Below are 12,899 nucleotides of genomic sequence, written 5' to 3'. Positions count from 1 at the left end.
GGCGCTGGACCGGGTGGAGGGCCGGGTGGCGACGTCCGATGCGGATCAGGTGCTGCGGCCGTTGCTGGCCCGCGGTGATCTGGATGCGCAGGACAGTCACCGGGTGATTGCCGCGGCGCTCGACCGGGTGGAGGGGCGTGTCCCCACCTCGGACGCCGAACTGGTGCTGCGTCCGCTGCTGCAGCGCATGGACCTGGAACCCGGGGACCGCGCCCGGGTGATCTCCGCGGCGCTCGACCGGGTCGAGGGGCGCATCGACGTCCCCGACGCCGATCAGGTGCTGCGGCCGTTGCTGTCCCGCGGCGACCTCGGCCCCGAGGAGGGCCACCGCGTGGTCTCGACGGCCCTGGCCTGGGTGGAGCACCACATCACCACCACCCACGCGGTAGGCGTACTGCGTCCCCTGCTGACCCGCAGGGGCCTCAGCCCCGAGGAGACCCGGCGCTCCCTCTCCACCGCCCTGACCTGGCTGGAACACCACCCCGCGGCGGGCAGCGCCGTCTTCGTCCTGCGCCCCTTGCTGGCCCGCGGCGACCTCGGCCCCGAGGACCGCCGGCAGGTCTTCACCTGGGCCTTCGCCTGGCTGGAGGTCTACGACACCGGACGAGCCCGCTACGTCCTGAAGCCGCTGCTGTCCCGGGACGACCTCGGTCCGGTCGCCGAACGGGCGATCTCCACGGCGTTCACCTGGCTGGACCGGTACGCCACCGGGACCGGCGCCACCTTCGTACTGAGCCCCTTGCTGACCAGAAGGGACCTGAACCCCGCCGATCTGGAGCGAGTGATCACGACGGCCTTCGGCTGGCTGGACCGGCACGCCACCACCGACGACGCCGCCTTCCTGCTGGGCCCGCTGCTGTCCCGGGACGACCTCGGCAGCACCGGTACGGGTAAGGCGATCTCCCTGGCCCTGGACTGGCTGGAGCGGCACGCCACCGCGAAGGGCGTCCGGTTCGTCCTGGGAAGTCTGCTGCCGCGCAACGACCTCGGGCCCCGGGGCACCGCACGCCTCGCCGCATCGGCCACCACCTGGCTCTGCGAGCACGCCACCGTGGCGGACACCGAGTTGCTGATCCGCGCGCTGCTCTCCCGGGTCGGCCGGCATCCGGACGAGACCCGGCCGCCCGCCACCGCCCGGTCCCGGCCGAGCGTCATTCCGCCCCGGCCGCACCCGGCGGTGCCCGTGCCGCCTTCCGCACCCGAGGAGCGGGACCTGCGCGTCCAGGGGCCGCGGCCGGCTGCCCAGTAGGGTTCCGGAGTGAGCGAACAGACTGGAAGCGCAAGGGCGAGCGACAAGGCCGCGAGGCCCTTCCTCTACGTCGTCGTCTGCGCCGCGGGCGTGGCCGAAGGCGTCGGCGGGCTGATCGACGCGGCACTGGCACGCGGCTGGGAGGTCGGGGCCATAGCGACACCCGTCGCCATGGGCGGCTTCTTCGACGTCACCGCCGTCGAGGCGCGGACCGGCCGCCCGGTACGCTCCGCCTGGCGCACGCCGGCGGATCCGCGGCCCTTCCCGGCGCCCGACGCCGTCGTGGTCGCGCCCGCCACCTTCAACACGATCAACAAGTGGGCCGCGGGCCTGGCCGACACCCTCGCCGTGGCCACCCTGTGCGAGGCGTGCGGCCTCGGGGTCCCGGTCGCCGTCCTGCCGTGCGTGGCCGACGCGCTGGCCTGCCACCCCGCGTACCGGGAGAGCCTGGCCCGGCTGCGCGGGATGGGCGTGCGCTTCGGCGACCCGTACCCGGGGGAGCCGGGCGAGGACGGCGGCCGCCCGGAGTTCGGCTGGGAACGAGCCCTGGACCTGGTCGAACGGGGCTGACCCGGAGACGGTTCGAGTACACGCGAAGACGTACGCTCGCCCTGGTACGGATCATCGCGCAGACGGGAGCAGCAACGATGCAGTACGTGAAGCTCGGTTCGACGGGCCTGGACGTGTCGCGGATCTGCCTGGGCTGCATGACCTACGGCGTTCCCGACCGCGGCACGCACGAGTGGACCCTCGACGAGGAGGCCTCGCGTCCGCTGATCCGGCAGGCGCTGGAGGCCGGCATCACCTTCTTCGACACGGCCAACGTCTACTCCGACGGCACCAGCGAGGAGATCGTCGGCAAGGCGCTGGCCGACTTCGCCCGCCGGGACGACGTGGTGCTGGCGACCAAGGTGAACGGCCGGATGCGCCCGGGGCCGAACGGCGCCGGACTCTCCCGCAAGGCCGTCATGACCGAGATCGACCACAGCCTCAGGCGCCTGGGCACCGACTACGTCGACCTGTACCAGATCCACCGCTTCGACCCGCACACCCCGGTCGAGGAGACGATGGAGGCCCTGCACGACCTGGTGAAGGCGGGCAAGGTCCGCTACCTCGGGGCCAGTTCGATGTACGCCTGGCAGTTCTCCAAGATGCAGTACACCGCCGAGCGGCACGGCTGGACCAAGTTCGTCTCCATGCAGAACCACTACAACCTCCTCTACCGCGAGGAGGAGCGCGAGATGCTGCCCCTCTGCGCGGACCAGGGCGTCGGCGTGCTGCCCTGGAGCCCACTCGCCCGCGGCCGCCTCACCCGCGACTGGGACACCGCCACCGGGCGCAGCGCCACCGACGACTTCGGCAGCACCCTCTACCAGGACGGCGACCGCGCCGTGGTCGAGGCCGTCACCCGCATCGCCGGTGAGCGCGGCGTGCCCCGCGCCCAGGTGGCCCTGGCGTGGTTGCTGCACCAGGACACCGTGACCGCGCCCATCGTCGGCGCCTCCCGGCCGGGCCACCTGGAGGACGCCGTGGCGGCGGTCGGACTCACGCTGAGCGAGAAGGAGACCGAGGAACTTCAGCGGCCCTACGCGCCGCACCCGATCGCCGGTCACTGAGGAGGCACCCGGCAGTAGTGCCGGTGTCTCAGGGACCGGTGCCCGCCTCCAGGGCGGTGACGGAGACCGACGACTCGTTGCCGCCGACCGGGACTTCGCCGGCCGTCCACTTCACCTTGAGGGGGTCCCGCTCGTCCGGCGGTGTGACCAGCAGCGCCGCCGGGGTGGCCGTGCGGGCGCCGCTGATCTGCGGGCTGGAGAACGACAGCCCGGCCCACGCGCTCCCGCCCGGCGTCAGCGTGACCGTCTCGGGGGAGCCCGGTGCGCGCTCGGGGTCCGGGCCCAGCTGCTTGCCGGACGCGTCCACGAAGGCGGCGCCGGGATAGCCGTACAGGGTGCAGGTGCGGTCGGACGTGTTGGTCAGCACGACGGGGAAGTTGCGCTGACCGGCCCCCGGGTCCACGCGGCCGACGGCGGCCCGCAGTTCCGAGGTGTGGCAACGGCCGTCGGTGCGGGCCGAGGCGGAGGCCGACCCGGCGGTGTCGCTGGGCGTGGCGCCGACCGCCGGGGCCGTGTCACCGGGCGTCGCGGTGCCGCTGCCCGGGTCCGCGCCCGCGGAGCGTGCGGCCTCGCTCGGCCGGGCGGTGTCGCCGGACGTGGCGCTCTCGCTGCCGCAGGCGGTCAACAGGCCGAGCAGCGCGACCCCGCTCGCGAGCAGGGCGGTCCGGCGCAGCGGCTGGGACGTGTTCGCCATCGCTTCTCCACACTTCCGTCAGGCTCTCGCGCACGGTCCCGGCGGGACCGGTACCGTACGCCCCGCCCTGCGAGTGTCCCGCCGCACGGCCCCGGAAACGAGGGAGCGCACTGCGCATCGGGGCGACGGGCTCACTCCTCCTCGTCGAGCAGCCCCAGCTCCGCCCAGATCGTCTTGCCCTCCGCCGTGTGCCGGCTGCCCCAGCGCTGGGTGAGCTGGGCGACCAGGAGCAGACCGCGCCCGCCCTCGTCCCAGGTCCTGGCCCGGCGCAGGTGCGGAGCGGTGTGACTGGTGTCGGAGACCTCGCAGATCAGGGTGGCCGTGTCGTGGATCAGCCGGAGCCGGATCGGCGGCGAGCCGTATCTGATGGCGTTGGTGACCAGTTCGCTCACGACCAGCTCGGCGGTGAAGGTCGCCTCCAGCAGGTTCCAGTCGGACAGCTGGTCGAGGACCTGCTTGCGCACCGGAGCGACCAGTGCCGGGTCGGCGGGGATGTCCCAGGTGGCGACCTGTCCGGCGGGCAGCCCCCGGGTCCGGGCCAGCAGCAGGGCCACGTCGTCCGCGGCGCTGCCCGACGGCAGGAGGCGGTGCAGCACCCGGTCGCAGGCCGCGTCCAGGGAGTCGGCGGGGGCGGCCAGCGCCTCGCGCAGCAACGCCTGGCCGGCGTCGGTGTCCCGGTCCCGGCTCTCGACCAGACCGTCGGTGTACAGCGCCAGCACGCTGCCCTCGCGCAGCTCCAGTTCGGCCGACTCGAACGGCAGCCCGCCCACGCCCAGCGGCGGCCCGGAGGGCAGCTCCACCTGCTCGGGCGGACCGTCCGGCGGGACCAGCACGGGCGCCGGGTGCCCGGCCCGGGCCATCGAGCAGCGCCGGGACACCGGGTCGTACACCACGTACAGGCACGTCGCGCCGACCTCGCCCGCCCGGTCGTCGCCGGACTCCTCGGAGAGCCGGACGACCAGGTCGTCGAGGTGGGTGAGCAACTCCTCGGGCGTCAGGTCGATGTCGGCGAGGGTGCGCACGGCGGTACGCAGCCGGCCCATGGTGGCCGAGGCCGGGATGCCGTGGCCCACGACGTCCCCGACGACCATGGCGACCCGCATCCCGGACAGCGGGATGACGTCGAACCAGTCGCCGCCGACGCCCGAGCGGGCCGCGGGCAGGTAGCGGGAGGCCGCCTGCACCGCGGCGGTGGGCGGCAGCCACCGGGGTAGCAGACTGCGCTGCAGGGTCAGCGTGGCCTCGCGCTCGCGCGAGTAGCGGCGGGCGTTGTCGATGCAGACCGCGGCGCGGGCGCTGACCTCCTCGGCGAGCAGCACGTCGTCGTGGGTGAAGGGTTCGGGGCGGCGGAACCGGGTGAAGACCGCGACGCCGAGAGTGGTGCCGCGGGCCTGGAGCGGCACCGACATCATGGAGTGGACGCCGTATTCCTTGACCCGCCGCAGGCGGACGGGGTCCCACTGGAGCCAGTGTTCCAGGTCGTCGTAGGCCACCGAGGCCACGATCACCTGCCCCGAGAGCAGGGATTCGGCCTGGGGCGAGCCGGCCGGATAGACGTCGAGCTGCCCGGTCTGGGCCACCGCCGGGGGCTGGTCCGGGGCGACCGACCGGTGCGCCGTGCGGCGCAGGCCGACCGGCGGTTCCACCACGGTGGCGGGCTCACCGCCGTGCTCGTGCGGGTCCAGCAGGTCGACGCTGACGAAGTCGGCGAGCGGGGGGACGCACACGTCCGCCAGCTCCTGCGCCGTACGGGTGACGTCGAGGGTGGTGCCGATGCGCACGCTGGCCTCGTTGACCAGTTGCAGCCGCTCGCGGGCGCGGTGCTGCTCCGTGAAGTCGTGGGCGCTCACGCACACGCCGCACACCCGGCCCCCGGCGTCCGTGAGCGGTGCGATGCGGGCGTTCCACGCGTGGGCGCGGCTCTCGCCCACGGCCTTGAGACGGGCCTGCAGGTCGTGCCGGCGGCCGGAGGCCAGCACGCGCCGCATCTGCCGTTCCAGCTCCGCGTTCTGCGGCCGGTCGCTCAAGTCGGTGGCCCGCAGCCCGCGCACCCGGTCCGCCGGGAGCCCCAGCAGCTCGGCCATGGCGTCGTTGACCCCGCGCAGCAGGAGCTGCTCGTCGAAGATCATCATGGCGCAGGGCGCCTGGGTGAGGGCCGCCCTGACCAGTGGGTCGTCCTCCGGTTCGGGACCGGAACGCAAGGGGGTGACGGCGAGCCAGGTGGCCGGGGCGCCGTCCGTCGCCGGTCTGCGGTGCGCGAGCACCCAGACCGACACGGTGTGCCCGTCGCGGTGGCGCAGCGCGAGGGTGCCGCTCCACCGTTCGTCCTCGCGACCGGGAGGTGGGCCGGCGTGGTCGTCGGCGAGCAGGTCGGCGGCGGGGCGTCCCACCACCTCGGCGGCCGGGTGGCCGAGCAGCAGGCGGGCGCCCTCGTTCCACTCCCGCAAGGTGCCGGAGCCGTCGACGACGGCGCGGGCCGTGGCGGCATCGTCGAACGGGTTGACCGGACTCATCGTCGCCACTCCATTGCGCACACTCACAGTGATCAGCGCGTCACCTTGTCCCCAGCCTAGTGGGTTCGGGCCCGGTACGGACCCGAACCCACCGGGCGCACGGGGCCCGCCCGCCGCGCAGGTCACCGCGGGGTCCGGCCGGCACCGGACAGAAAGTGCTTTCCGTGGCCTTGACGGGCGCGTATGGGCCGACGTCAGAATCTGTTTGTTCGCGATTGCTTGTGAGTACTTCTGAGTTCCGATGAGCCTCGATGGGTTCTGATGAGGGAGATCCGTCATGACGGTCACGCGCAGATCGGTTCTGATCGCCTCCGCCGCCGTGCCCGCGGCCGGGTCGGCGCTCGCCGCCCCGTCGGCGTGGGCCGCGGACGCGACCGGCGGCGGCACGGGCCGCAGCACCGTCGCCCTGCGCGACGGCTGGCGCTTTTGGCTGGTCGACCTCGACGGCGCGGCCGAGGACACCGCGGACGCCGCCGATCCCGCACACGACGACTCGGCCTGGCGCGAGGTCGCCGTCCCGCACGACTGGAGCATCGAGCAGACCCCGACCACCGGGCACGGCACCACCAGCGGCACCGGCTTCATGCCCGGCGGCCTCGGCTGGTACCGCCTCGCCTTCACCCTGCCGCCGGCGCTCGCCGGGAAGCGGATCTCGGTCGAGTTCGACGGCGTCTACATGGACTCCCGCGTCCACTGCAACGGCCGGGAGGTCGGGCACCACCCCTACGGCTACACCGGCTTCGCGCTCGACCTCACCGACCTGGTGCACACCGACGGCCGCACCGAGAACGTCCTCGCGGTGCGGGTGCGCAACCAACTGCCCAGCAGCCGCTGGTACTCCGGCAGCGGCATCTACCGCGAGGCGCGCCTGGTCGTCACCGAACCGGTGCACGTACGGCGCTGGGGCACGTACGTCACCACGCCGCGGGTGAGCGAGGACAGCGCCGCCGTCCGGGTGGAGACGTCGGTCGTGAACGCCTCGGGCACCGCGCGCGAGGTCGAGATCCGCTCGACGGTCAAGGACGCCGACGGCCGCACCGTGGCCCGCGCCGCCTCCACGGTGGACGTCACGGACGCGGCGACCGCGACCCACGAACTCACCGTCGGACGGCCGCGGCTGTGGGACTTCACGAGCCCGCACCGCTACACGCTGCACACCGAACTGCGCGTCGGCGGCCGCACCGTGGACACGTACCGCACCCCGTTCGGCATCCGCACCTGCCACGTCGACCCCGATGAGGGCTTCCACCTCAACGGCCGGTACGCCAAGATCAAGGGCGTCGACCTGCACCACGACCTCGGCGCGCTCGGCGCCGCCGTCAGCATCGACGCGATCCGCCGCCAGCTGACCCTGATGAAGTCGATGGGCGTCAACGCCTTCCGCACCTCGCACAACCCGCCCTCGCCCGAGATGATCGAGGTCTGCGAGGAGCTGGGCATCATCATGCTGGTGGAGGCCTTCGACTGCTGGCGCACCGGCAAGAACCGCTACGACTACGGCCGGTTCTTCGACGAGTGGTGCGAGAAGGACATCACCGAGATGGTGCTCGCGGCCCGCAACTCGCCGGCCGTCGTCATGTGGTCCATCGGCAACGAGATCCCCGACTCCACCGCCACCGCCGGACTCGCCATGGCCGACCGGATCATCGACGCCATCCGCGCCGCCGACGACACCCGCCCCCTGGTCATCGGCTCCGACAAGTACCGCCGGCTGCCCGCCAAGGGCTCCGCCGCCGACCTGATGCTGGCCAAGCTGGACGGGCTCGGCCTCAACTACAACACCGCCAGGTCGGTGGACGACCTGCACGCGGCCTACCCGCACCTGTTCCTCTTCGAGTCCGAGTCCTCCTCCGAGACCTCCACCCGCGGCACCTATCAGGAGCCCGAGCACCTGAACACCGGCGAGAACCACACCCCGGGCAGGCGGGCCACCTCGTCCTACGACAACAACCTCGCCTCCTGGACGATGAGCGGCGAGTACGGACACAAGAAGGACCGGGACCGCAAGTGGTTCGCCGGGCAGTTCCTGTGGTCCGGCATCGACTACCTCGGGGAGCCCACGCCGTACGACGTCTTCCCGGTGAAGGCGTCCTTCTTCGGCGCGGTCGACACGGCCGGGTTCCCCAAGGACATGTACCACCTGTTCCGCAGCCAGTGGACCGACGAGCCGATGGTCCACCTGCTGCCGACGACGTGGAACCACCGCGAGGGCGACACCGTCGAGGTCTGGGCCTACAGCAACGTCGACACCGTCGAGCTGTACCTGAACGGGACGTCGCTGGGCACCCGCCGCTTCGACCGGAAGAAGACGGTCGACGGGCGGACGTACCTGGAGACCACCGAGGCCACCGGCGACGACAAGACCTTCACCGACGGCCCCTACCCCGGCAGTTACACCAGCCCCAACGGCAGCGCGGGCAAGCTGCACCTGACCTGGCGGGTGCCCTTCGCGGCGGGCGAGGTGGAGGCCGTCGCCCGCCGCGGCGGCAAGGCGGTCGCCACCGACGTCCTGCGCACCGCCGGGACACCGCACGCCGTGCGCCTCACCCCGGACCGCGAGTCCGTCGACGCGGACGGCCGCTGTCTGGTCTTCGTCACCGCCGAGGTGGTCGACCGGCACGGGGTGGTGGTGCCCGGCGCCGAGCACCTGATCTCCTTCGACGTCGCGGGCGGCTCGCTCGCCGGACTCGACAACGGCCGCCAGGAGAGCGCCGAGCGCTACCAGGCGAGCACCCGCACCGCCTTCCACGGCAAGGCGCTGGCGATCGTCCGGTCCGGCACCCGCCCGGGCACGGTCCGGGTGACCGCCCGCGCGGACGGGCTGCGCACCGGCACGGCGACGGTCCGCGCCCGGCGGGCCACCGACCGGGCGACGACACCGGCCCCGGAGTTCCGCCCCGAGCACCCGGCGCCCGTGGACCACCCGCACGCGGACGCGAGCTACTCCGGCCGCCCCGACACCCTGCCCGCCGCAATGCTCGACGACGACCCGGCCACCGGCTGGTCCAACGGCTTCCACAAGGCGGCCACCGCACTGCTGCCCGCCTTCGACGGGGCCCGCGCCGAGGACTGGATCTCGGTCGACCACGGGCGCACCCGCACCTACGACCGGGTCGAGGTCTCCTTCACCGTGGACGACGGGCACAGCCTGCCCGCGGCCGTCGGGGTGGAGGTCTGGGACGGCCGTTCCTGGCGTGCCGCCGAGGGGACGCGGACCGACTGGGCCACCGCGTCCGACTCGCCCACGGTCGTCACCTTCGACCGGCTCCGGGGCTCCCGGGTCCGCCTCACGCTGACCAGCCGTCACCCCGGCGAGGCCCGGGGAGCGATCCGCGTCAGCCGACTGGAGGCGCCCGCCGCCTGAGCCGCCGTAAACGACGCTTCGGACGGGACCGGTCGGGAAACCGGTCCCGTCCGGACCGTTGACGGCATGTCATGTCTGCCACAAGCATGGCCTGCGACCGCATTTGGGAGCGCTCCCATTTCGTTGGCGAGCGCCACCTCCCCCGAGGAGCCCGGACGTGAAAAGACGCAGAACCGCGCTCGTCTCCCTGACGGCCCTGCTGGCGGCGGCCGTCACCGCGCTGCCCGCCGCCCCGGCCGGCGCCGAGGAGACCGAGCAGGTCAAGAACGGCACCTTCGACAACGGCACCGACTCCTGGTGGACGAGCAGCAACGTCACCGCCGCCGTGACCGACGGCCGGCTGTGCGCCGACGCCCCCGGCGGCACCACCAACCGCTGGGACGCAGCCGTCGGCCAGAACGACATCACCCTGGTCGCGGGGGAGTCGTACAAGTTCTCCTTCACCGCCACCGGTACGCCCGCCGACCACGTGGTCCGGGCGATCGTCGGCCTGTCGGTGTCCCCGTACGACACCTACTACGAGATCAGCCCGCAGCTGAGCGTCTCCGGCAACACCTACTCGTACACCTTCACCTCGCCCGTCGACACCGCCCAGGGCCAGGTCGGGTTCCAGCTGGGCGGCACACCCGACGCCTGGCGGTTCTGCGTGGACGACGTGTCCCTGCTGGGCGGCGTGGCGCCCGAGCCGTACGTGCCGGACACCGGGCCGCGGGTGCGGGTCAACCAGGTCGCCTACCTGCCCTCGGGACCGAAGAACGCCACGCTCGTCACCGACGCGACCTCCCGGCTGCCCTGGCGGCTGAAGGACGGCACCGGGCGGGTGGTCGCCCACGGCTGGAGCAAGCCGCGCGGCGTCGACGCCTCCTCCGGGCAGAACGTCCACTCGATCGACTTCGGCCGCTACAAGAAGCGCGGCGAGGGCTACACGCTCGTCGCCGACGGCGAGACCAGCCGCCCCTTCGACATCGGCACGGCCGCCTACGAGCGGCTGCGCCTGGACTCCGCGAAGTACTACTACACGCAGCGCAGCGGTGTCCCGATCAGCGACGAACTCCGGCCCGGCTACGGCCGCCCCGCCGGACACGTCGGCGCCGCGCCCAACCAGGGCGACACGAAGGTGCCCTGCCAACCCGGCGTGTGCGACTACACCCTCGACGTCTCCGGCGGCTGGTACGACGCCGGCGACCACGGCAAGTACGTCGTCAACGGCGGCATCTCCACCTGGGAGCTGCTGAGCACCTACGAGCGCTCGCTGCACGCCCGCACCGGGGAACCGTCGAAGCTCGGCGACGGCTCGCTCGGCATCCCCGAGAGCGGCAACAAGGTGCCCGACATCCTCGACGAGGCCCGCTGGGAGCTGGACTTCCTGCTGAAGATGCAGGTGCCGCAGGGGCAGCCGCTGGCCGGGATGGCCCACCACAAGATCCACGACGAGCAGTGGACCGGGCTGCCGCTGCTGCCGAGCGACGACCCGCAAAAGCGCGAGCTGCACCCGCCGACCACGGCCGCGACCCTGAACCTGGCGGCCACGGCCGCGCAGGCCGCCCGCCTGTACCGGCCCTACGACCGGGAGTTCGCCGCGAAGGCGCTCGGCGCCGCCCGCACCGCCTGGGCCGCCGCGCTCGCCCACCCGGACCTGCTCGCCGACGAGAACGACGGCATCGGCGGCGGCGCCTACCCCGACGGCGAGGTCGCCGACGAGTTCTACTGGGCCGCGGCCGAGCTGTACCTGACGACGGGGGAGCGGGACTTCAAGGACTACGTGCTCAACTCGCCGGTGCACACCGCCGACATCTTCGGCCCCATCGGCTTCGACTGGGCGCGCACCGCGGCCGCCGCCCGCCTCGACCTGGCGACCGTCCCCAGCCGGCTGCCCGGCCGGGACCAGGTCCGCCGGTCCGTCGTCGAGGGCGCCGACGGCTACCTGGCCACGCTGAGGGCGCACCCGTACGGCATGCCCTACGCCCCCCAGGGCAACGTGTACGACTGGGGCTCCAGCCACCAGATCCTGAACAACGCGGTCGTCCTCGCCACCGCCTACGACATCACCGGCGGCTCCAAGTACCGCGACGGCGCCGTGCAGAGCATGGACTACATCCTGGGCCGCAACGCGCTGAACATGTCGTACGTCACCGGGTACGGCGAGGTCAACGCGCACAACCAGCACAGCCGCTGGTACGCCCACCAGCTCGACCCGGCGCTGCCCGCGCCGCCCGACGGCACCCTGTCCGGCGGTCCGAACTCGAACATCCAGGACCCCTACGCACAGAGCAAACTCCAGGGCTGCGTCGGCCAGTTCTGCTTCATCGACGACATCCAGTCCTGGTCGACCAACGAGCACACGATCAACTGGAACGCCGCGCTGGCCCGGATGGCCTCCTTCGTGGCGGACCAGGGCTGACCGCCTGACCCCGCCCGACCCGGTCGGCTCCGCGTCGAGGGCCGCGCCGCCTCCGCAGCAGAAAGCGGAATGCCGGTGCGGCCCTCTTGGCATGCCCGGGATTCTGACCTTCTTTCAAAGGCGGCCGATGTTGCCCGGTCGCCTTGTTGACCATGAGTGGTTTGTGCGAGAGTGAAGCACCCGTGCGGGGGGTAAAGGCCGGGTCTCGCACGCGCTTTTGACGGGCCGGGTCCGATTTCGCCATGGCGAATTCACGCCCCCCGTGCCCCGCCCCAGAGGTACACACCAATTGGTGGGTCCTTTCCGGCGATCGGAACTTCTGAGTCAGCTGCGCGTGGGAAGGAAACACCTCAGTGCCCACCCCCCACCCCCCTCGGCCCGTTCACCCGCCCTCGGGCGGGGACCCCGGGGAGTCCGACGAGTTGCTGGCCGCGCGGCTCAGGGACGGCCCCAAGACCGAGACCGCCCGGATCTCCGCGCTGCTGATGGCCCGTCACTGGCAGCCCGCGCACGACTACGCGACCATCTGCCTCGCCACCTCGGCCCAGGTCACCGCCATGGTCACCGCCGCGGCCTGGCAGCGGGTGCTGGCCCGGCTCGCCGAGGGCGAACCGGCCACCGCGCTGCGCCCGCGACTCCTGGTGGCCGTGCGGGACACGGTCCGCCAGTGGTCCGCCGACGACGCGACGGCCGCTGCCCTGCCGCAGTTGCTCAAACCCGCCGGGGGACGGGGTATGCGGGCGGCGAAGTCCTTGACCCCGGAAAACCGCACGCTGGCCGCGCGGGCATTCGCCTCTCTTCCCGGACCCGCCCGCTGTTTGCTGTGGCACACGGAGGTCGAAGGCGAGTCCATAAGTGTCCCGGCCGGCCTGCTGGGCATGGACACCGACACCGCGTCGGCCACTCTCGAACAAGCGCGGGAGAAATTCCGCGAGGGTTGTCTGCACGCCCACCGGCAGCTCGCGCCGAGCCAGGAGTGCCGCTTCCAGGGCCGACTGCTCGACGTCCCGATCCGCCGGGGCGGTGCCCTGTTGCCGGACGTCCGCAAACATCTCGCGGACT

7 protein-coding genes and 1 pseudogene are annotated in these 12,899 nt (G+C 72.8%); 6 read left to right on the top strand and 2 right to left on the bottom strand.

All coding sequences use genetic code 11. The annotated features are described in order from the left end of the window. The 3 genes from K7854_RS36525 to K7854_RS36515 form a co-directional block, all read left to right on the top strand. Window positions 1-1,249: hypothetical protein (locus tag K7854_RS36525; RefSeq protein WP_226030860.1), on the top strand; the 1,249-nt coding region annotated here is incomplete at its 5' end. A 9-nt stretch (window positions 1,250-1,258) separates the two neighbouring features. Beyond that, entirely contained in the window at window positions 1,259-1,819 is a 561-nt protein-coding gene (locus K7854_RS36520; protein WP_226030859.1) for a flavoprotein, read from the top strand. A gap of 77 nt (window positions 1,820-1,896) precedes the next feature. Then, entirely contained in the window at window positions 1,897-2,865 is a 969-nt protein-coding gene (locus K7854_RS36515) for an aldo/keto reductase (protein WP_226030858.1), read from the top strand. A gap of 28 nt (window positions 2,866-2,893) precedes the next feature. Here the strand turns inward: K7854_RS36515 and K7854_RS36510 are convergent, their stop codons facing one another. Then, window positions 2,894-3,559: a DUF4232 domain-containing protein gene (locus K7854_RS36510; RefSeq protein ID WP_226030857.1), complete on the bottom strand. Its 666-nt coding sequence runs from the start codon at window positions 3,557-3,559 to the stop codon at window positions 2,894-2,896. Window positions 3,560-3,690: 131 nt separating this feature from the next. Then, complete coding sequence (locus K7854_RS36505; RefSeq protein WP_226030856.1) at window positions 3,691-6,072, bottom strand: SpoIIE family protein phosphatase; 2,382 nt, start codon at window positions 6,070-6,072, stop codon at window positions 3,691-3,693. A gap of 277 nt (window positions 6,073-6,349) precedes the next feature. On the opposite strand from K7854_RS36505, the gene K7854_RS36500 reads away from it, so the two are divergent. The 3 genes and pseudogenes from K7854_RS36500 to K7854_RS36490 form a co-directional block, all read left to right on the top strand. Continuing rightward, window positions 6,350-9,436, top strand: coding sequence for a glycoside hydrolase family 2 TIM barrel-domain containing protein (locus K7854_RS36500; RefSeq protein ID WP_226030855.1), 3,087 nt, complete (start codon window positions 6,350-6,352; stop codon window positions 9,434-9,436). 157 nt (window positions 9,437-9,593) lie between these two features. Beyond that, the gene (locus K7854_RS36495; protein WP_226030854.1) at window positions 9,594-11,837 is read left to right on the top strand and encodes a cellulase; all 2,244 of its coding nucleotides are present in this window, start codon (window positions 9,594-9,596) and stop codon (window positions 11,835-11,837) included. Window positions 11,838-12,190: 353 nt separating this feature from the next. After that, a pseudogene (locus tag K7854_RS36490) lies at window positions 12,191-12,899 on the top strand (hydrolase); the annotation flags it as partial.

Source organism: Streptomyces hyderabadensis (genome assembly GCF_020404845.1).
Lineage (GTDB): Bacteria > Actinomycetota > Actinomycetes > Streptomycetales > Streptomycetaceae > Streptomyces > Streptomyces hyderabadensis.
This window is presented reverse-complemented; position numbering and strand designations above follow the sequence as displayed.